We start from the raw sequence: 21407 nt of genomic DNA, 5'->3' as shown, positions 1-21407 counted from the left end.
TGATTGATAGCCCAACTTTTAAAAATCTTTCGTCTGAATATCCAATTGCCCTAGACGTTCACCACCCGACAGAAAAAACACCAAATATCATCCACACCCTTTTTCACAAAAAAAGAATTGACCACAGTGGCCAATTCTCTTAAAAAATGCTATTTATTGATTTGATATAAGATCAGTTGGAAGATTAGTGATGACGATGATGTAAGTCATCGGCGAGCTAATCTGAAGCGAGAGGCTTTCTGGAGATCCGAACTCGACTGGATAGGATGATAGGAAAAATGTTCAGCCCCTATCCAGCAAGATTAAAGAATGAAATCCCATATTTGAAAAAATAGCGAAATATTCAAGAACGAAATCCTATACTTGAAAAAATAGCGAAATATTCAAATATGAAATCCCATATTTGAAAAGCGCCTAAAAATTTATGATTGATAGCCCAACTTTAAAAAAACTTTCGTCTGAATATCCAATTGCCCTAGACGTTCACCACCCGACAGAAAAAATACCAAATATCATCCACACCCTTTTTCACAAAAAAAGAATTGACCACAGTGGCCAATTCTCTTAAAAAACGTTATTTATTGATTTGATATAAGATCAGTTGGTTAATCCAGATACGGGCTTGTTTACGCGCCAAGGCATAATCCTTTTCTATTAAGGCTTCTAGCATGGTCGCGTAGTTCTCATTCAAGTCCTTCGCTTCACGTCTGAAGAAAGTTGGATCTTCCTTAGATTCTTTGATATACAATTCATGCAAAGGTTGAATTGTATTTAAGGTCACCTGTCTGAAGTAAGAGTTTGGATAGAATGATACTAAATAGGTAAACATTCTAAATTCCGTATCAAAATAGGCCTCCAATTGGAAATTTGTCAAAGATGCATTAATCTCGTCTTTCAAGGTTTCGACCTTTTGAACATCCACTTGTACATCTTTATTTTGCATCTGTTGGAATAAGTTCATCGTCAACAATTCAATAAATTGCAAACGTTCCACAATCGCCCGCGCATTCAAGGCATTCTTTGCAACAACTGCCCCTTTATACTGTTCAATTCGGATATAATCCTCTTCAGCAAGTTGAGCCATGGCTTTTCGAACCGGCGTTCGGCTCATACCTAATGTCTCTGCAATTTCTACTTCTTTTAAGTGTGTGTCAGGTAATAGCAGATTGCTATCAATTTGTTCTTTCAGATATTGGTATGCAATATCCTTATAGCTTTTAGACTTTGCCACGGTTCTACCCCCCTGTAAAAAGTACAATATACCGAGATATTGTTCATCTTTAATAATACACCGGAATATAATCCATTGCAAACATAATTTGTTTATTTTACTAAGTTATCGAATTTTGTTAGATCATATGCCTCAATTACGTCGATCAAAGTCTCGGCATAATTTGGATCTGTCGCGTAACCCGCTTCTTGTAAAGCGTATGCCGCATGTTGATAATCGGCGGCATTTATCACCTGATCGTAATGCGCATTATTCCAAGAAGTACCATTGGCCAACAATTCCCCGTGGTCTGCAACAGATTCTTGCCAAGAGGCGTATACACGGAAAGGTTCATCCACAGTGACAAATGCGCCGTTCACGAATTCTTGGGTTGGTAAATCCACACTTGGTTCCGATTCTGAATAGGCTTTACGTCCGAATAAATTGAAATACTTACTGGATAGGTCACTACGACCAAAATCAGATTCTAGCACTGCTTGCGCAACAACAATACTTGGTAGTACTTGCGATTTTGGATATTCTGCCACCGCATATTCTCCAATTAACTGAATAAATTCTTGGTCTGTGTAGTCCTCAGTTGGCGTTTCGGTTACTGTACCTGTACTGCCGTCTTCAACTGTGGTGTCCTGTGATTGCCACAAAAATAGACCCACAAAGAAGACTAGCAAAAGCCACAGCCACTTTCTTCGCGCGTCACGTTTTTTCTTAGGCATATATCTTTTCTTATGTTTCAAACCATTACGAAATGCACGCTGCAGCTTCTGCTGTAACTGCATGCCTGTCTTCGCCAATAAACCCTTCCGTCGTTTCTGTTTCAACATATGTCACCCCCTCCCTCAAATCATATCATTTATATAAGTCCCTAGCTTAGGTCTTGAGTCTAGTCTTACAATCAAAAATCACACGGCTAGCTCATGGCCCACTTGTCCATAATGTGCACATGCATTATACAAAAAAAGAGTTGCATAATCCATTACGATTACCCAACTCTTTATTACGTTTATATGATAATTATATTATGCTTTCGCACCACCAAGATACGCTTCTTGGACTTTTTCAGATGTTAACAACTCAGCACCTGTACCGGTTAAAGTGATACGACCAGTTTCCATTACGTATGCACGATGAGAAATGGTTAGTGCTTGTTTAGCATTTTGTTCAATCAATAGTACTGTGGTACCCGCTTCATTAATTTCTTGAATAATATTGAAGATTTGTTTAATGAATAAAGGCGCAAGCCCCATTGAAGGTTCATCCAATAGTAACAATTTAGGTTGAGACATTAAAGCTCTCGCCATGGCAACCATTTGTTGTTCCCCACCAGATAAAGTAGCGGCATCTTGGTTTAGACGTTCCTTGATGATTGGGAAGTATTCAAATGCTTTTTCCATATCGGCTTTCAAGGCATCACGATCTTTACGAGTGAAGGCACCCATCATAAGGTTTTCCTTAACGGTCATCCCTTTAAATACGTGACGTCCTTCTGGTACTTGAGAAATACCATCTTTCACAATACTCATTGCAGATGCTTTCGTGATATCTTTGCCTTCGTATACAATTGATCCGCTCTTAGCAGGCTTAATACCTGAAATTGTACGAAGTGTCGTAGATTTACCTGCACCATTGGAACCGATTAAAGATACGATTTCACCTTGATTTACTTCAAGGCTAATCCCTTTAATGGCCTCAATCATCCCGTAAGAGACTTTCAAATCATTAATTTCTAACATTGCCATATTTTACTCGCCTCCTAAGTACGCTTTGATAACTGCTGGATTCTGTTGAATTTCGCTTGGAGTACCGTGGGCAATTAATTTACCATATTCAAGTACATAGATACGTTCACAAACGTTCATAACTAATGACATATCATGTTCGATCAAGACTACAGTAATATCAAAATCTTTTTGAATTTGACGAATCAATTCAGTTAATTCGGCTGTTTCATTTGGGTTCATCCCTGCAGCTGGCTCATCTAAGAATAAAATCTTAGGTTCAGTAGCTAAGGCACGGACAATTTCCAAACGACGTTGTTGCCCATAAGGTAAGTTTTTCGCTTTTTCTTTTACTAAATCTTGAAGGTTAAAAATACGTAGCAACTCAATTGCACGTTCTTCTAACTCTTGACGATTACGGTAGAAGCTAGGTGTACGTAATACAGACGCCCAGAAGTTTGCCCCATGTTTTGTATGCAATGCAACTAGCACATTGTCTAAAACAGTCAAGTTCCCGAATAAACGAATATTTTGGAAAGTACGTGCAAGACCAAGTTCGTTAATAACGCTTGGTTCTTTACCGTTTAATAAAACTTCACCTTTTTCGGTGGTCATTTTAACTTCACCAGAACTTGGTACATATACACCAGTCAACAAGTTGAAAAGTGTTGTTTTACCAGCACCATTGGGACCGATAAGACCAACAAGCTCATTATTTTCTAGTTCAATGTTTACATTAGAAACGGCGGCTAACCCGCCAAAATTTTTACTTAAATCCTGGATGCTTAATAATGACATGGTTATGCCTCCTCTTTGTCAGATTTTTTCTTTTTACGGTTAAAGAATTTGCTGAATTGTAATTCATATTCACCCATTAAGCCTGATGGTTTGAATATCATGATGGCAATAATAGCGATACCGTAGAATACCATACGTAATTGACCTAAAGGTGCTAACACTGAGTTTAACAAACCTAGCACGATTGCTGCTACGAATGAACCAGTAATAGAACCAATACCACCGAATACAACAATGATTAATACATCGATTGAACGTTGGAAGGTAAATTGAGATGGGTTAATAACAGAGAAGTAACCAGCATATAAACTACCCGCAATAGATGCAGTAATCGCACCAATTACGAAAGCAATAATTTTATATTTTGTTGTTTTGACCCCAACTGATTCAGCTGCGATTTCATTCTCACGAACGGCAATCGTTGCACGACCAGGACTAGAGTGGATGTAGTTAACAACTAATAAGGTTGTTAGTACGATGAAGATGTATAGCGTAATCCAAGTAACGTTCATTGGAATACCAGAGATACCAGCGGCACCATTGGTAATTTCCAAGTTTTGAATAACGATACGGATAATTTCAGATGCACCTAACGTAGCAATTGCTAAATAGTCACCTTTTAAACGTAAAGTCGGTACACCAACGATTAAAGCCACGATTGCTGCTAGTACTGCACCCGCAACCATACCTAAAAGAAAACCACCTTCACCAGGGATTTGCATTGAAACGATAGCACCCACATAGGCACCAATCGCCATAAATCCGGCATGTCCTAAAGAGAACTGACCTGCGTAACCTACTACAAGGTTAAGCCCTACTGCAAGGATCATATTGATCCCAATTGTAATTAAAATGTTTTGATAGAACGACGTTACTAAACCTAGAAGATAGGCTGCCATGATTAAGAAGAAAACTCCTAAAATCACAGCAATCCAAGTTAATGTTGGTTTCGTAAAGAAGCTCTTTGCCCATGATTCTTTTTTCATCATAACCCTCCTATACTTTCTCTTGCGTGCTCTTACCTAACAATCCGCTAGGTCTGAAGACAAGGATAATAATCAAGATGAAGTAAACTGCAGCATCACGCCAAGTAGAAAGGCCGATCATAGATACCATAGATTCAATAACACCGATTAATAATCCACCCAACATCGCACCTGGAATTGAACCAATACCACCAAGTACTGCCGCTACGAAAGCTTTAATACCAGGGGTAAGACCCATTGTTGGAGAGATTGAGTTATAGTAGATACCTACCAATACCCCACCAGCACCAGCTAAAGCTGAACCAATTGCGAAGGTAAAGGAAATAATTGTATCTACTGAAATCCCCATCAATCGCGCTGCATCTGCATCAACAGAAACGGCACGCATACCTTGACCCATTTTGGTAGATTTTACAATATATTGTAAAGCTGCCATTAAAATGATTGTTACGATAAAGATCACAACTTGTTGTGTCGAAATCGTAAAGATACCCAAGTCAATTGCTAGATTTGGTAAAGTTGTAGGGAAAGCACGAACTTCCGGTCCAACCCAATAAATCATTGCATTTTGTAATAAATAAGAAACACCGATGGCTGTAATTAAGGCTGCAATACGAGTTGATTTACGTAGTGGTTTATAAGCCACACGTTCGATGATAACCCCTAAAATTGCTGTAAAAATCATTGTAATAATTAGTGCTGGAATAACAGGCACACCTAACCCTGTAATCAACCAAAAGCCAAAGAAGGCCCCAACCATATATACATCACCGTGGGCAAAGTTAATCAAACCAATGATTCCATAAACCATTGTATAACCAAGCGCCATTAGGGCATAAATACTACCCAAAGAGAGTCCGTTTACGAGCTGTTGCATAAACATCTCCATAATAATTCACTTCCTTTTCCTTTAATACTTATACGGGTTTACACCCAAGCAATCTGCATCTAGTCCTCTTTAACTTGCAGTGAACTAGTTGGATCACACATTTCTTTCTTATAAAACAAGCTTGTTATTAGCCATGTCAGATTTTTATGAGAAAATGAGTTTTTCTCCCATCTCACACATATATGCCTTAGACCCCAGGGGAACCACCCACCACAGGCTAAAAGTATATCCTTAACATTATCAAGCTATGATAGTGATAATCATTCACTACCGATAAAAATGTTTCATTTCCGCAAATTTTATAAAGAATAAGACTGTTTTCATTATAAGAATACGCCAAAATTAATGCAATGCTTTTTAATACATTTCTAATCTTATTTTTGAAACGCTTGATTTTTATGGATGATAACGCTTAACTTTCCCCTTTTTTGCAAAAAAAGAGGGGTTGTTCTTCAAGGTAAATGCCAAACATGTACAATGTTTGCATTTCACTAAGAACACCCCTCTAGCTATTAAACCACTAGTTGATTCAATAAAAACTATTGTGCTGCAATATCTTCTGGTGAAATTGCAGTTGTACCCACAACTTCGCCATCTTGCATTTCTTGAATATATGCTGTCTTGATTGGGTTATGTTGGTCATCAAATGAGAATGTACCTGTTACTCCAGCAAAATCCTTTGTTTCAGCTATCGCTGCCGTAACAGCTGCTGGATCAGATGATTCTGCACGCGTCATTGCATCAATCGCAAGATTCGCAGCATCATAACCTAAGGCTGCAAACATATCAGGCTCTACGCCATACTCAGCTTCATACGCTTCAATAAAGGCTGCACTCTCTTCACTCGCACCTTCACCAGTTGTATAGTGTGATGTGTAGTAGAAGTCTGTTACGTTCTCAGCACCGGCTAAATCAACGAATTCTTGGCTACCAAACCCATCTGGTGCCAAAATCACACTATCAATGCCCATTTCACGCGCTTGCCCAACAATCGGACCACCCTCTGAATAGTAACCAGCTATAAAGATTACGTCTGGATCGTTAGCCGCAACGTTATTTAAAATCGCATTGAAATCAGTGTCTCCAGCAATATAAGATTCTTCTGCAACAATCTCCCCTTCAAAGGCGTCTTTAAAGGTTACTGAAAGATTTTGACCGTAGTCAGTTGAATTATCTTGGATGATCGCTGCCGTTTCATAACCTTCACCATTGGCAAAAGTAGCTAATGCTAACCCTTGGAAGGCATCTTGGAAAGCCACACGGAACACATAATCCAACGTATTGCCTTCATCATCAACAGTTAGTGAATCTCCCGTTGCTGCAGGCGCAATCATAGGAATTTCAGCACTCGTACCAATTGGAATTTGTGCTTCAAAAGCACCCGTAGTTGCAGGTCCAATAATCATCTGTACGTTCTCTTCATCTAATAGACGTGCTGCCGTATTTGCCGATTCATTGGCATCAGTCCGGTTATCAGCTTCAACGTATTCGATTTGTTGGCCATTCACACCACCGGCTTCGTTGGCTAATTTAAAGGCTAATTTCACCCCATCATTAGCTGGCCCACCGTAGGCTGCACCGGCACCAGAAAGATCCCAGTTACCACCAATCTTAATTGTTTCACTGGCATCACCAGTATTCGTATTATCTGTACTTGATGTTTGCGTCACTGAACCACAGCCCGCTAACAATAGTAAAGAACCCAACGTTAACATTAATTTATTCATTTTCATCATCTATTCCTCCAAATTTTTAATTGGAACAATAAAAATAAGACTACAGTTATTATATTGACTTTATTTGAAAAATTCAAGGTGAATTTTAATTTAATTCTAATGTAAATAGACAATGAAATACGTCAATTGACGCTTCCGTTTTGTTGACGGTTGCTATTTTACCAAAATACACAAAAAGAAGGGTAGGCCTCAGCCCACCCTTCTTCATTTAATCAAGTGTATGTTTCACTAGTTTTGTAAGTCTTCTGGAGATACTGCAGAAGTTGATACTTCTTTACCATCTTCTAAACCAATGATGTATGCAGTTTTCATAGGGTTGTGGTTTTCATCCATTGAGAATGTACCAGTTACACCTTCGAAGTCTGTTGTTGCTGCTAATTCGTCTGTAATTAATTGACGATCATCAGAACCGGCACGTTCAGCTGCATCTGCAACTAAGTACGCTGCATCGTAACCTAAAGCATCGAACATGTTAGGATCTTCGCCGTATTCAGCGTTGAATGCTTCAATAAAGTCAGCAGTTTTATCTGTTGCACCTTCACCAGTTGTATAGTGAGCTGCGTAGTAAACGTTATCTACGTTGTCAGCACCAGCTAAATCGATAAATTCTTGCGCACCGAATCCATCAGGAGCTAAGACAACGCTGTCTAAACCAGCTTCACGTGCTTGTTTCACTAATGGACCACCTTCAGTGTAGTAACCAGCGATGAATACTACATCTGGATCAGTTGCTGAAATATTGCTGATGATTGAGTTGAAATCTGTATCACCTGAAACGTAAGATTCAGTCGCAACAATTTCACCTTCAAAAGTTTTTTCGAATTCTGCTGCTAAGTTTTGACCGTAGTCAGAAGAGTTATCTTGAATAATTGCTGCCTTACCGTAGCCTTCTTGGTTGGCAAATTCAGCTAGAACTGCCCCTTGGAAAGCATCTTGGAATGGCACACGGAATACGTATTCTAATACATTACCGTCGCCATCTAAAGTTAAGGTATCACCTGTTGCTGCTGGTGCAACGATAGGTACACCTGCGTCAGTAGCAGTTTGGATTTGTGCTTCAGTTGAACCTGTTGTATCCGCACCGATTAATACAGAAATGTTTTCTTCATCGATTAAACGAGCAGTTTGTGTCGTAGATTCAGTTGCATCAGATTTGTTGTCGACGCTAACGTAATTTACTTGTTTACCTAATACACCGCCATTTTCATTGATTTCTTTGAATGCTAAGGTAGCACCATCATTGATTGCAGTACCGTAAGCAGAGAAAGCACCAGATAGACCGAAGTTACCACCAACATTGAAAGTTTCGTTGTCTGCAGTTGTACCCGCACCACTAGTAGTAGACGTTGCCGCACCACAGGCTGCTAAAGTTAACGCTGAGACTAAAGTTAAAGCCATCTTTTTAAAATTCATCATAAAGTCCTCCCCAGAACTATTTATTTTCAATATTTTTGGCTCATGTCAGTCGACAAATAGTGGTTCAAAAATTACTATCCGCCGTTTAAGGATAAATAAAAACGGCGACCCTAATCATGGGGGCCGCCGTTTAACTAAGGCCCTCACTGATGGGGAAATAGGACCCTACTCTAATGTAGAATCCACTTAGTTAATCAAAATAATAATTTTCGCCTGAGATGCTGAAACAAGATATGCTTTACATAGCGTATTATTTTCTACCAATAAACCCATCTGATTTCACCACCCTTTTCTAATTTGTTCTTAATGAGTTGTCCATAATATAACAAACCTATGTCATCTTTTCAAGTTAAAATTTCAAATTTTCACAGAAATATTTAATAATACGGAAATAATCTCACATAACCCCTTATTCCGGTGCTACGGCAGTTGACCCTACCACTTCATTTTGTTGAATTTCTTGAATGGAAGCAGTTTTGTTTGGTGTATGATCATCTTTCATGGTGATGGTGCCTGTAATCCCTTCAAAATCTGTGGTTGCTGCGATGGCTTCAGCAACTGCGGTTGTTTCAGTAGTACCCGCCGCTTCAACTGCTGCAGCATAGATATTTACCGCATCATAACCTAGTGCTGCGTAGGCATCCGGTGCTTTACCATATGTTTCTTCAAAATCGGCTGAAAAATCTTGTGCTGCTTGTGGTGCATCTTCACCAGTTGCAAAATGTGACACGTAGTAGATGTCATTCATATTGTCTTCACCGGCAAGTGCAGACAATTCTTCTGAACCGAAACCATCCGGTCCAACAATCGCGGCTTCAATGCCCATTTCACGCGCTTGTTTAATAATTGTTCCTGCCTCTGTGTAGTAGCCCGCAATAAAGATAACATCGGGATTTTGACCCTTAATATTGGTAAGAATCGCGCTAAAATCACTATCCCCTGATACATAAGATTCTGTGGAAACCACTTGGCCTTCAAAGGCATCCGTAAATTCACTTGCTAACGTTTGACCATAATCAGCTGAATTATCTTGTAGGACTGCCGCTTTTTGGAAACCTTTGTCATTAGCAAAGCGGGCAATTGCGCCACCTTGGAAAGAATTTAAGAAGGCAACGGAAAAACCATAATCATAAGCGTCGCCATTTTCGTCCGTAGTCGCCCCATCACTTGTTACAGCTGGTCCAATGAAAGGTACCTTAGCTGTCTCAGCTGGATTAACTTGGGCCTCAAAGTTAGCCGTTGTAGATGGGCCGATGATGACAGAAGCTCCTTCTTCATCAATTAAACGTGTCGCTGTAGCTGCCGATTCATTAGAATCTGATTTATTATCTGCCTCGACATAAGTTAATTGTTTACCATTGACGCCACCATTGGCATTAATTTCCTCAACCGCTAATTTAGCACCATTGGAAATATCATTCCCGTAGGCAGCAACAGCACCTGTTAATTCAAAGTTACCCCCAACTACGATCGTATCACTGTCATCCGCGTTGGTTGCGGTACTTGAAGTTTGCGTTACACTACCACAACCCACAATCATCATTGCTGATGCCATAACCATCCCGAATTTCTTTACGATTGCATTATTCATAATTTTCTCCTATTTGCTTGAACCTATCACCGCTACATTTTTTCTATCAGTCAGCTAAAGTGTCTTACGCTTTATAAAATTTGCCTATCGGATGTAATCAACCTCATAGATGCAAGTACCATCATTGATTTCGTTGGTTAGACGAAACAAAAAAGCCGGTTACTCGTGAAATACGAGCAACCGGCTGATTAGCTTGGCCCATATTTCATGAGAAATAGGACCCTACCAAATCGTGTAGAATCCTAACTAAGCTAATAATAATAATAAAGATGTACTTGAAATTGGTACTTGGTTTGAGGCTATCGCATCAAACTTCATTTCATTTTCCGCAAACATACGTAACCTCGCCCCTTTCCTAATCTATGCGTTACATCCAATATAACAAAATTTCTGGCCATTTTCAATGTTATTTTTAACCATTTTATCATTTAAGATCAAAACCCCGTCCATCCTATTTGCTAAACATTGACCTTAATTGCTTTATTTGCCGGTTTTTTTAGCTATTGAAGCTATCTTTATGAAGCTGATTTTTTCCTCATTTTACATGCAAATTGTTTGATATAATGAAATAAATTCAACATAAGGAGTGGAGTTATGACGTCCGTTACGCAAATGATGATTCTCGTTATCATCATGTTTTTAGGCCACCTTACTGAACGAAAACATATATTCAGTGACCATATTCAAAACGACCTTTCCCAAATGATTACGGTTGTCACCTCGCCAGCCCTCATCCTGTCCACAATTAATGCCTCGGGGGAACTAGGCACCAAGTCTGACGCCTTAGAATTTCTCGTGATAGCTTCACTCACCTGGATTATCTTCATTATTGCTTCCTTCTTCGTACCCAGAATAATAGTTGTACAAAGAGCCACTGAGGGGACTGTACAATTCCTGACTGTTTTCCAAAATAATGGTTTTATGGGTTTGCCATTGATTCTTGCCTTATATGGCACGGGCGCTATGTTCTATGCTTCTCTCATTAATATCCCCAGTAATTTATTTGTGTACACATTTGGCGTCTGGGTCATGGGCAGACATAGTGAACATAACATAGACTTTGTACAATTAACTAAGCGCCTATTTTTGTCACCTGGCTTCTTAGCTGGTCTAGCTTCACTCATCTGCTTCCTGATGGATTGGCGCTTGCCTAGTTTAATTGCAGAAACAACCACCGTGATTGGTGGGGCAACCACACCACTTGCCATGATGGTTATCGGAATGGCTATTGCCCATTCAAACATTCGCCAAGCTTTTTCCAACGCGAAGTTATACGCCCTGATGTTTATCAAAATGATTGCTTTGCCAATTATTATTTTCCTCTTATTCCGTAACTTTATTGATAATGCGATTATTCTATCTACCCTAATTGTCATTATCGCAACACCTGGACCAGCCGTAGCTACACCCTATGCCTTACTCTATGGTGGAGATGTACAATTTTCAACTAACTATGTGTTCTTATCCACCCTTGTTTCAGTCGTCACGATTCCACTATTAATCAACCTACTTGGTTTACAGTAAATGTACATGCAAAAAGAGATTAGGACAAAGAATTAAAATCATAGCTTTTTTGTCCTTACAGTGTACGTTCCTTGTAAGCCGTGGGGCCATTGAAAGCCAAGGTCTTTCAATTTGAAATCGAGCCAAGGTCTCGACTTCATCCTCTCTCACGGCTAAGGAACTACACTTTCAGTACTTTAACACCTGTTCCCATGATATATTTCAATCAAAATGTATAAGAATTTTTTCAAAGTAAAAGGCGTACACAACGCTTATTAAGAATTGTGTACGCCTTTTTAGAGGCCTTTTGTCCCAGCCTTTTTTATTTATTGTGACGGATCTTTATATAAGACGTCCATCAGTCTTTTTGCATTATTTACGTTTACGGCTTGGGAATAAGCTTAGGCCTAAACCACCTAAGATTGCTGAGATTGCTAAACCAAAGTTACCAGCATAACCAGTTTCTGGTAAGCTTGCAGTCGCTGCAGCTGCTACAGCAACTTTCTCTGCATCATCTTCAGTTGAAGTTACATCAGTCGCTTCTTCCTTATTAGATTCAGTTTCTGTATCTTCTGTAGTTGCAGCACCTGATTCAACGACCGGTGTTTCAGTTGTCGGTTCCTCTTCACCCGGTGTTTCAGTTGTCGGTTCCTCTTCAACTGGCGTTTCTTCACCAGCTGCAAGTAAGGCTTTATAATCCGCAGTCAAGATTGGGATAATTTGATTTTGTGGTAATGGATCAGCGTATGAAGCTAAATCTACATAGCCAAATCCCATTGCATCCATCACTACTTGATCAAGAGAAGGACCTTCTTCACGTTCACCAGAAAGCATGGTATAACCATCCCCGCCCTGTGCCAGGAAGTCATTAGTAGCCATGAAGTATGTAGCCGTTGTATCATTTGCTACTAGCTCAAATTCTCCTGTCTCACGGTTTAACACATAAACACCTAATACACGTTGACCCGCTGCTAAAGTAGGATCAAAGTATACTTTGATATCAGAAGAAATTTGTAAGAATCCACCTAAAGCTGCAAGGCTAGGTAAGCTAGAATCTTCATCAATTGTCTCTACAGTGTAATTACCATCTGAAGAAGTATATGGTTCAGTGATTGTTGCTGCTGAGTATGCTAACTCGAACATTTCGTAAATCGTTTCACCAGTCACTTCAATTTGCGAAATGATGTTACCAAATGGTAAAACAGCGATCACGTCACCTTCAGTAATTGCTTCCCCTTCAGCGATTTGTTCACGGATACCACCACCATTAATCATGGCAAAATCAGTTGCGTTTACGAAACCGCCATTGCGACCATATTCAACCATTGCATCAGTGATATAGGTACCTGCATTTGTTTCATGTGAACGTACATATTCACGTACACCGTTAAACCAAACTGGATTTTCTTCAACGATAATGCGACCTGTCTCTTCTTCATAAGCTAGACTAGCTTCATCCAAAATTGCTTGAATCGCTTCATCAGTACGACCTTCAACTGTCACATTACCACGTGCATCAAACTCGTAACCTAATGAAGTTAATACATCACTAGCAGCTACTAATTGACCACTCGTTTGGCTTGGATCTACAAAATTAAGTGAAACCAAACCAATATTATTTAATGCAGTACCTGTTTGTTGTAATAACACGTTACCATAATGTTCATCTGCATATGCACTATGAGAGTGACCATCTAAGATGACAATTTGGAATGCATTGAAAGCTTCAACATCATCAAGTGCTGTTGCTAAAGCTGTTGCACGCCATTCTTCGTTTGTTGTTGCATCAATACCTAAATGTGCTAAAACGATAAAAGCATCTTCAACTGTTGTATCGTCTGCGATTAAGCGTGAAATTTCAGAAATAGTTGTTTCAATTGGTGATAAGAATTCGATATTTTCTACATTATTAGGATGTGTTTTAGTTGCTGTTTCGGGTGTAGTTACACCGACAACACCCAAGTTGTAACCTTGTGTACTAACGTTAGTACTTGGTGTGAATACATATTCTTGTGTGTCAGCATATACAGTATTTACGGATAGTACAGGAAAACCTGTTTTGTCTTCATAGGCAGTTGCCACATCTTGACCAAAGTCAAATTCATGGTTACCCACTGCCATTGCATCGTAGCCAGCTTGGTTCATCGCTTCCGCCATAGTTGCACCTTGATCATGGTTAGATACTGGTAAACCTTGGAATGCATCACCAGCGTCAACGACCACATCTGCGCCTACTTCTTCGTAATATTGAGAGGCATTAGCAATCCCAATCACACTTGAACCACTTTGCTCAATACGACCATGCATATCATTTGTATGTGCAATCGTAATGGTATCAACACGACCGTCACCATCAGTATCTGTTTCACTTGATGCTTCAGGATTTACAACCTTTTCCTCAGTTGCTACTGGTTCACTTGCTACATCCTCTGCCACAACAGCTTCAGCCGCCACAATCTCTTCGACAACAGGTGCTTCTACAACAGTTTCAGTAGTTGCTTCAGTTGGTGTTGCAGATTCAACCGCAGTCGTCTCAACAACAGATGCTTGTGTTGTTGCCTCGGTTGTTTCAGTTGGTGTCTCGGTAGTAACGTCAGTAGTCACTTCACTTGAAACAGCTTCAGCTGCTAGCGAACTTGTTGAAGTGGCAACTTCATCTGCTTGAACTGCATGAGTAGTTGTTAAACCAACGATACCCGCTGCGGTTAGTGATAATACAAAACGACTAGTCGTAATAAAATGATTCTTAGACATGTTTTCCTCCTCCGAAAAAATCCCAATAAGTGTCCCACAACTATCTTACTGTGAAAATGTAAATATCTGTCTTTGAATCGTGTAAAAGTTTTGTAAACCTTTTGTGTATTCAAATATTTCCGCAGTTTTCACATCCGCTTCTTGCATTTATTATAATTAAAAAAGACAGACTAGGTCTACCCTAATCTGTCTTTCATAATTATTTATTTAGTATGCTTACATGCTTGTAGACATGGCAATATCTTGATCATATTGTTTGTCTAGCATACCACGTTGGCAATAAGCGACATTGTCCTCAATGCGACAAATTTTAACTAATTCGTTCTGCATGAATTCTCCGTCAGGAATGGCGCTCTTTGCTTTATATACTGTTTGATCCACTAAGACACGAATCTCTCCTGAGTGATCTTTAGTGACCGGTTGTACCACAATTGCTACCCTATTCATCAACATGATTATCTCCTACAATGTAAATCCTTCTTGACATTCAGTTCAACCCTATTCTATATACATTCAGGGGTATTGTCAATTTTTGCAAACCTAAAACTTTCATTAGAAATAATGGTACTTCGATTGTATTAATCTTCCTCTTTCAATGCGGATACCATTTCAATGTTCTTCAACTTGATATGCATGAATACCATAACAATGAGTGAGAAGACCAAGGTAATGAAACTAGCAAATAAATAGGAATCCCAATTAATCACGATAGGGAAGTAAATTTGATCAATAGATATTGTTTCAAGTATATAGGATAGTAAGCCATACCCCATAAAGTTTCCAACAATAATACCAATCAATGTAAGGAATAAGGTTTCACGATACACATACATACTCACTTCAAGTGAACGGAAACCGAGTACTTTCACCGTTGCCAACTCATGCATCCGTTCAGATACATTGATATTGGTCAACGAATAAAGGACGATAAAAGCTAATCCACCAGCAGAAATAATTAAGACAACTGTCACTAAATCTAAGGCTGCAAGGGTTTCTTCAAAGTCTGATATCAAACCTGCATTGAGTTGACTGCCAATCGTTCCTGGCATATCTTTTACCTTCTCCATGATACCTGTTTGATCATCGTTTGATGTGCCAGCTTCGAATTGAACAAAGGCTGAATTCACCTCAGCATCTGTGCCCAATGTATCTGCATAGTATTGTTCAGACATGTAGATATCGTGGCCCAAATAATTCGTCACGATGCCTTTCACCACAAAAGACTGTTCCACATTTTCGGTGTCTGTTAGTACAATCTTGTCTCCTGTCGTTACATCTAACAAGGATGCCAACTTGGCCGTAATCAAAATTCCATCATCCGGTAGATCTAGTCGTTGTTCGCTAGATAAATCTTCTAATAAGAAGAAATCTTCAAAATCACTTTCAGGATTAAAAGCCATCACAGTCACAATTTGTTGGGTGATTGCCGGATCATTTGTTGTCATTACTTCTTGGTGTAAACTTAGCGTTTGATTTACTTGTTCCTGGTTATTCAGTGTTTGAATAACTGCTTCACGTTCTTCCTGACTTGCATCCATATTTAAAGTGACGGAACCATCATAGGTTTTGATTTGTTGGAATTGATCTTGTGGTAAGTCTGAGATTGAATCACTTAGACCAAATCCCGTTACAATCAACATCGTACACCCAGCAACCCCAATGATCGTCATCAGATTACGGCCCTTATAGAGGAAGATGTTTCGCCAAGTAATTTTAGATTGGAAGCTCAACTTATGCCAAAAACCTTTGAATCGTTCTAAGAAAATGTGTTTACCATTTTTACCGGCTACAGCTTGTAACAATGGTGCTGTACGTTCACGCAAGGTCTTGCGTGTAGTGATGTAAGCTGGTAAAACAGTCGTCAGTAATGAAATCAATACTGCTAAGCTAATGTCCGTGATTTGCCATGTGTATATCATGCCAGGTAAAGCTACCGTATCCGCAAATGCCGTCACAATAATGTTAGGGAATAGATAATTGCCAATTGGAATCCCAATGACCATACCCAAAATGGCGGCAATGCTGGCGTACATCAAATACTTAATCTGAATGACGCGTGGTGAATAACCTAGTGCCTTATAGGTACCAATTTGTGTCCGTTGTTCCGTTACCATTCGTTGCATGTTGGTAAAGGAAACGAGGGCTGCAATCAGGAAGAAAATAACCGGAAAGGCTTGACCAATTGTTGACATATTGGCGGCATTATTTTCCCAAGCGGTATACCCATTCACACTCGAGCGGTCATTTATGTGATACACAGGTACTTCCAAGTCATCCACAGTCGATTGTGCTTCAGCAAGTTCAGATTCAGCAGACGAGAGCGATTCGCTAGCTTTGATACTTTCACTTTCATAGGTTTTGCGGGCTGAATCCACTTGGCTTTGAGCATCATCCAGAGATGCTGAGCCAGCTTCTAATTGTGCCACTACACTAGATAACCCGGCTTGTGCTAGCGTAACCCCCTCAGGTAATTGCGCTTCAACTTCACTTTGTTGACGATTTAAGGCATCCCGCCCCTCATCAATTTGTGATTGGCTACGGCTGATTTTGCTAGCTCCATCGGCCAATGCTTTTTGTGCACTATCAATCTCTGCCTGACCGCTTGAAATTGCTTCAGTAGCCTCGGTGACTGTTTCATCATAGACTGTTTGTGGTCGACCTTCAAACGCAGTTTCAATTTCCGCTTTCTTATCTGCAATCACTTCGTTGTATTCATCTGAATAAGCTGTTAAATTATCTGCTGCGGTGATGTCAATTGCGATACTAGTAAAGATATCACCCGTAATGACCTCTGGTGAAACAACAGCAAAACCATTTAGTTTCCCGTCCCCAATACTGGTCGCACCCCGTGAGATATTTGAAATTTGTAGTGGTGAATTCACGTAACCAACAATCGTAAAGGTTTCTTCAGAAAGGGCTGGCGCTTCTATATCTTCACTTTCTGTGACACCTAAATCGGATAAGCTAATCTCCTTACCAATGCCATAAATAGATTCATTGGTTTGCGCTAGTTGGCTATCCAAAGCGATTTCTGTCTTACTTTCTGGCAAACGACCCTCTGTCACTGCAAATTGATTGAGCTCACCGGATGCATTAAAGTTGGGATAAAAACGGACTAAATCCTCACTATCCGCAACCTGTCTATCGGCAAAGGCGTAAGCTTCATATTGGATACCATCTATATCATCCAAAATGGCCGTATCTTCACTAGTCAGACCCATGGTTGATTGAATCGACATGTCTTCTAAATTCACTTGTTGATAATACTTATCAGCAATAGCCATCATGTCTGGCCCCGCTGCTCGAATACCTACGAAGAAACCCGTACCCATGGCAATAATCAGTAATAGCGCTAAAAAACGTCCGATGGTATTCTTAATTTCACGAAAACCATCCAACCAAATTTTCTTATATTTCATTACATTCGCCCCCTTACCATTCAATCTCTTGAATTGGTGTTGGGTGCTCGTTTAATTCTTGGGAGGACACAGTACCATCATTAATTTTTATCACTCTGTCAGCCATTGGTGCAATCGCTTGGTTATGGGTAATTACGACGACAGTCGTTCCATGATCAGTGGTTAAATCTTGTAAGAAACCGAGTACTTTTTTCCCTGTTTCATAATCCAATGCCCCTGTTGGTTCATCACACAGTAAGAGTTTAGGGTTCTTCGCGATTGCACGTGCAATCGACACACGCTGCTGTTCCCCACCAGATAATTGTGCTGGGAAATTATTTTTACGTTTGGTAAGCCCCACACCTTCCAACGCTTCCGCTGCTGATAGGGAATCTTTAGAAATTTCTTCTGAGACTTCTACATTTTCTAGTGCTGTTAAATTGGGAATGAGATTATAATTTTGGAAAATAAAGCCAACCTCATCACGACGATAATTCGTCAGACCTTTTTCATCATAGCCAGCAATATTTTTATCAGCAACAATCACATCGCCTGACGTAACAGCATCCATTCCACCTAGAATATTCAGTAGTGTTGATTTCCCCGCGCCTGATGGTCCGAGAATCACAACAAACTCTCCTTCTTCAATTTCTAGGTTCACATGATCATTGGCTAAGATGGCTGTGTCACCTGAACCATATTGTTTCACGACATCCTTTAATTTGATATATGACATACATTTTTTCCTCTTTTCACTCATCTTAATATATATTTATCTACTATAACTATCATATACTATTTTAAAAAGGAAAGCCAAAAAGCCCCATCCGTCAATATTCTCAAGACTTGCATGAAGACGCCTTTGTGTCAAAAAATGATTTAATAACAACATTTTTGAACCCCATTTCATTTGTGTTTTCGATATGCAAGGTATATAATTAATTATATAGTATCCATTACTATATGCACTAAAATTAGGAGGTTTTTACAATGGCAATTGACGAAAAAGATTATGGTAAACAACCACATGTAACTAACATTGAAGAAACAACAATCAATAACGATAATTATCGTACGACAATTTGGACAGGCGAAAAATTACAAGTAACAGTAATGAATATCCTTCCTGGCGATGACATTGGCTTAGAAGTTCACCATGGTATCGATCAATTTATCCGTATCGAACAAGGTACAGGATTATGCCAAATTGGGGAAACTGAAGACAACTTAGACTTCGAAAAAGAAGTAAGTGCTGATGACGCAGTATTTGTTCCTGCTAACAAATGGCACAACATCACAAACAAAGGTGATGAACCATTGAAATTGTACACAATTTACGCAGGTCCCGACCACGTACCAGGAACAATCCACCCTACCCATGACGACGCACGTAACGATCCAAACGAACATTAATCATAATATATCCATTCAAAAAAGCTAGGACCTATGAAGTCCTAGCTTTTTTACATGCTGCATATTTCGTTTCAAAGGATAGCCCTTATGTTATGCTTTTTGGAAAATTTCTACTTTTAGGTAGTCACTTTCTGGGTTACCTTTAGGTGCAGGGAAATCTGCTGGTAAACTGAATGATTCTACAGGCACAAGATCCACATGTGCATCGTCCGAACCTTCACCAATTTGCTTGATAAAGTCTTCTCTTGACATGTTTGCTGCATTAGTAGAACTTACCAAGTAACCACCACGGTTTAAGATTGATAACGCATCAGCCACTAAGCTACGATAGTCTTTCGTTGCTTGGAAGGTATGTTTTTTGGTACGTGAGAATGAAGGCGGATCAAGAATCACAATATCAAAGCGTAAATCATGTGATTTAGCAAAGTCTAGGTAATTGAATACATCCATCACACGAACTTTATGTTGTTCACCAATTTCAAGACCATTCGCTTGGAATTGTTCTTCAGTCAATTGTTGGCTACGTTTGGCTACGTCAACACTCATGGTTTCAGTTGCACCACCTAAGGCAGCAGCCACTGAAAAGGCACCCGTGTATGAGAACATGTTTAAGACTGTTTTGCCTGGTGCAAGTTCAGATTGAATAAAGTTACGAACATTACGTTGGTCCAGGAAGATACCTGTCATCCAGCCATCATCAAGACGTACAACATAATTCACACCATTTTCTTGAACAGTTAATGTTTCTGGAATATCCCCAGCTAGAATTTCTGATTGTGGGAAATCTGCTTTACCATCTAAGTTAAAGCGATTTTTACCAACAATGCCCTTTAATTCAGGGAATACATTATTCAAGGCTTCTAAAATAATTTTACGGTAACGGTAGATACCTTCTGAATACCATTGAATTAAGGCATATCCAGCATACCAATCAATTGTGAAACCGCCAATACCATCACCTTCACCGTTGAAAATACGGAAAGCTGTTGTTGTATCATCGATTAATAAGCTTTGACGTTGGTTCTTAGCTTCTTGCAATTTTTCTTGCACAAATACTAAATTATCCAACAAACCTGTATCCGCGTTTTGGTCTCTTGTTAAAATCCAACCAACACCTTTTTGTTGTTTGGCCATATAACCATAACCTAAGAATTCGTGGTCAATCCCAATAATTTCCACCAATTCACCTTCAGTAAATTGTGGTGGATTTACGAAGTCTTTTTCTGTTAATAAAATTTGGCCCTTCTTAACCTGGACTGTTGCCCATTTACGAAGTTCCTTCTTTGGTAATTGTGCGCTTTTTCTAGCCATTATTATTTCTTCTCCTCTTAAAATACATGTGTCCTATTTGTAATACATCATACATGAGATAACCCAAAATTACCCCAGCGCCATTAAAAATGACGTCATCTATATGGCTTACGCCGGTTTCTAAGTAAAATTGCATCGTTTCAATTGATAAGCTAAACATTAATCCCCAAAATAAAGTTTTGAAAAAAGCATGCTTCATTCTAAATATATAGGGCACCACAAGCCCAAATGGCATAAACCAAAGGATATTACCAAAGAAATTATACCAATATGAAAAGGTAGAACCTTTGGTTAACTTGATTGTATCAACTAATGGTACCCAATTTAATTCATCAAAAGATCGGTGCCAATTGAAACTGTCTTGCCACCACATCCAATCATAACGCAAGACCGTTAAATGGACTAATAAAATCATATATGTGACGAAGACAAATTTCACCAATTCGCGAAACCAATTGATTGTAAAATTGTCTTGCTTTCTCTTTTTGTAAATGAGATAGCTTGCTTGAATCACCAACAAAGCAATCATATATATAATTGTTTTGTCTAAACTAAAAATCGAGAGTTCCACCAAATGAAAGTTCAGGATGCGTCCATTCGATAGGTCTCTTAGCCACTCAAGGAGTGGTCCTAAAAAATACATACCTATTCAATCCTTTTGTTGAA

17 protein-coding genes are annotated in these 21407 nt (G+C 39.3%); 2 read left to right on the top strand and 15 right to left on the bottom strand.

The window, feature by feature from the left end; translation table 11 throughout:
* Positions 1–574 precede the first annotated feature (574 nt).
* From EF384_RS00480 to EF384_RS00440, 9 genes are all read right to left on the bottom strand, one after another.
* On the bottom strand, positions 575–1231 hold the full coding sequence (locus tag EF384_RS00480) for a GntR family transcriptional regulator (protein WP_123779039.1): 657 nt from the start codon (positions 1229–1231) through the stop codon (positions 575–577).
* Between the two features lie 92 nt (positions 1232–1323).
* Positions 1324–2052: a glycoside hydrolase family 73 protein gene (locus tag EF384_RS00475; RefSeq protein ID WP_123779038.1), complete on the bottom strand. Its 729-nt coding sequence runs from the start codon at positions 2050–2052 to the stop codon at positions 1324–1326.
* 195 nt (positions 2053–2247) lie between these two features.
* Complete coding sequence (locus EF384_RS00470) at positions 2248–2961, bottom strand: ABC transporter ATP-binding protein (protein WP_199445725.1); 714 nt, start codon at positions 2959–2961, stop codon at positions 2248–2250.
* 9 nt (positions 2962–2970) lie between these two features.
* Entirely contained in the window at positions 2971–3744 is a 774-nt protein-coding gene (locus EF384_RS00465; protein ID WP_094518156.1) for an ABC transporter ATP-binding protein, read from the bottom strand.
* A gap of 2 nt (positions 3745–3746) precedes the next feature.
* A complete protein-coding gene (locus EF384_RS00460) occupies positions 3747–4733 on the bottom strand; it encodes a branched-chain amino acid ABC transporter permease (RefSeq protein WP_123779037.1) in 987 nt (328 codons plus the stop codon).
* A gap of 7 nt (positions 4734–4740) precedes the next feature.
* Positions 4741–5619, bottom strand: coding sequence for a branched-chain amino acid ABC transporter permease (locus tag EF384_RS00455; RefSeq protein WP_094518154.1), 879 nt, complete (start codon positions 5617–5619; stop codon positions 4741–4743).
* A gap of 539 nt (positions 5620–6158) precedes the next feature.
* Positions 6159–7352 carry an ABC transporter substrate-binding protein gene (locus EF384_RS00450; RefSeq protein WP_123779065.1) on the bottom strand — a complete coding sequence of 398 codons (1194 nt, stop codon included), beginning with the start codon at positions 7350–7352 and terminating at the stop codon, positions 6159–6161.
* A gap of 231 nt (positions 7353–7583) precedes the next feature.
* Entirely contained in the window at positions 7584–8768 is a 1185-nt protein-coding gene (locus EF384_RS00445) for an ABC transporter substrate-binding protein (RefSeq protein ID WP_123779064.1), read from the bottom strand.
* Positions 8769–9180: 412 nt separating this feature from the next.
* Positions 9181–10362 carry an ABC transporter substrate-binding protein gene (locus tag EF384_RS00440; RefSeq protein WP_094518151.1) on the bottom strand — a complete coding sequence of 394 codons (1182 nt, stop codon included), beginning with the start codon at positions 10360–10362 and terminating at the stop codon, positions 9181–9183.
* A gap of 594 nt (positions 10363–10956) precedes the next feature.
* Here EF384_RS00440 and EF384_RS09925 point away from each other — a divergent pair.
* Positions 10957–11886: an AEC family transporter gene (locus EF384_RS09925; protein WP_094518150.1), complete on the top strand. Its 930-nt coding sequence runs from the start codon at positions 10957–10959 to the stop codon at positions 11884–11886.
* Between the two features lie 351 nt (positions 11887–12237).
* Here EF384_RS09925 and EF384_RS00430 read toward each other — a convergent pair whose 3' ends face one another.
* From EF384_RS00430 to EF384_RS00415, 4 genes are all read right to left on the bottom strand, one after another.
* Complete coding sequence (locus tag EF384_RS00430) at positions 12238–14619, bottom strand: 5'-nucleotidase C-terminal domain-containing protein (RefSeq protein WP_123779036.1); 2382 nt, start codon at positions 14617–14619, stop codon at positions 12238–12240.
* 216 nt (positions 14620–14835) lie between these two features.
* Positions 14836–15072 (bottom strand): hypothetical protein, encoded by a 237-nt coding sequence (locus EF384_RS00425; protein WP_094518148.1) that lies wholly within the window; start codon positions 15070–15072, stop codon positions 14836–14838.
* Between the two features lie 125 nt (positions 15073–15197).
* Positions 15198–18038 carry an ABC transporter permease gene (locus tag EF384_RS00420; protein WP_123779035.1) on the bottom strand — a complete coding sequence of 947 codons (2841 nt, stop codon included), beginning with the start codon at positions 18036–18038 and terminating at the stop codon, positions 15198–15200.
* A 13-nt stretch (positions 18039–18051) separates the two neighbouring features.
* On the bottom strand, positions 18052–18753 hold the full coding sequence (locus EF384_RS00415) for an ABC transporter ATP-binding protein (protein WP_094518146.1): 702 nt from the start codon (positions 18751–18753) through the stop codon (positions 18052–18054).
* A 254-nt stretch (positions 18754–19007) separates the two neighbouring features.
* Here EF384_RS00415 and EF384_RS00410 point away from each other — a divergent pair, with 254 nt between their 5' ends.
* On the top strand, positions 19008–19430 hold the full coding sequence (locus EF384_RS00410) for a cupin domain-containing protein (protein ID WP_094518145.1): 423 nt from the start codon (positions 19008–19010) through the stop codon (positions 19428–19430).
* 90 nt (positions 19431–19520) lie between these two features.
* Here EF384_RS00410 and EF384_RS00405 read toward each other — a convergent pair whose 3' ends face one another.
* Entirely contained in the window at positions 19521–20741 is a 1221-nt protein-coding gene (locus tag EF384_RS00405) for a class I SAM-dependent rRNA methyltransferase (protein ID WP_123779034.1), read from the bottom strand.
* Positions 20734–21384 (bottom strand): VanZ family protein, encoded by a 651-nt coding sequence (locus EF384_RS00400; RefSeq protein WP_123779033.1) that lies wholly within the window; start codon positions 21382–21384, stop codon positions 20734–20736. Before EF384_RS00400 ends, EF384_RS00405 begins: the two co-directional genes overlap by 8 nt.
* Positions 21385–21407: the final 23 nt, after the last annotated feature.

It is taken from the genome of Aerococcus agrisoli (assembly GCF_003797145.1).
GTDB classification, from domain to species: domain Bacteria; phylum Bacillota; class Bacilli; order Lactobacillales; family Aerococcaceae; genus Aerococcus; species Aerococcus agrisoli.
The sequence above is the reverse complement of the archived record's forward strand: the minus strand, read 5'-3'. Positions and strand labels throughout refer to the sequence as shown.

Coding starts and splice junctions, on each gene's coding strand:
- EF384_RS00475 (WP_123779038.1), bottom strand. CDS start 2,052: ATGTTGAAACAGAAACGACGGAAGGGTTTATTGGCGAAGACAGGCATG.
- EF384_RS00470 (WP_199445725.1), bottom strand. CDS start 2,961: ATGTTAGAAATTAATGATTTGAAAGTCTCTTACGGGATGATTGAGGCC.
- EF384_RS00465 (WP_094518156.1), bottom strand. CDS start 3,744: ATGTCATTATTAAGCATCCAGGATTTAAGTAAAAATTTTGGCGGGTTA.
- EF384_RS00460 (WP_123779037.1), bottom strand. CDS start 4,733: ATGATGAAAAAAGAATCATGGGCAAAGAGCTTCTTTACGAAACCAACA.
- EF384_RS00455 (WP_094518154.1), bottom strand. CDS start 5,619: ATGGAGATGTTTATGCAACAGCTCGTAAACGGACTCTCTTTGGGTAGT.
- EF384_RS00450 (WP_123779065.1), bottom strand. CDS start 7,352: ATGAAAATGAATAAATTAATGTTAACGTTGGGTTCTTTACTATTGTTA.
- EF384_RS00445 (WP_123779064.1), bottom strand. CDS start 8,768: ATGAATTTTAAAAAGATGGCTTTAACTTTAGTCTCAGCGTTAACTTTA.
- EF384_RS00440 (WP_094518151.1), bottom strand. CDS start 10,362: ATGAATAATGCAATCGTAAAGAAATTCGGGATGGTTATGGCATCAGCA.
- EF384_RS09925 (WP_094518150.1), top strand. CDS start 10,957: ATGACGTCCGTTACGCAAATGATGATTCTCGTTATCATCATGTTTTTA.
- EF384_RS00430 (WP_123779036.1), bottom strand. CDS start 14,619: ATGTCTAAGAATCATTTTATTACGACTAGTCGTTTTGTATTATCACTA.
- EF384_RS00425 (WP_094518148.1), bottom strand. CDS start 15,072: ATGTTGATGAATAGGGTAGCAATTGTGGTACAACCGGTCACTAAAGAT.
- EF384_RS00420 (WP_123779035.1), bottom strand. CDS start 18,038: ATGAAATATAAGAAAATTTGGTTGGATGGTTTTCGTGAAATTAAGAAT.
- EF384_RS00415 (WP_094518146.1), bottom strand. CDS start 18,753: ATGTCATATATCAAATTAAAGGATGTCGTGAAACAATATGGTTCAGGT.
- EF384_RS00410 (WP_094518145.1), top strand. CDS start 19,008: ATGGCAATTGACGAAAAAGATTATGGTAAACAACCACATGTAACTAAC.
- EF384_RS00405 (WP_123779034.1), bottom strand. CDS start 20,741: ATGGCTAGAAAAAGCGCACAATTACCAAAGAAGGAACTTCGTAAATGG.
- EF384_RS00400 (WP_123779033.1), bottom strand. CDS start 21,384: ATGTATTTTTTAGGACCACTCCTTGAGTGGCTAAGAGACCTATCGAAT.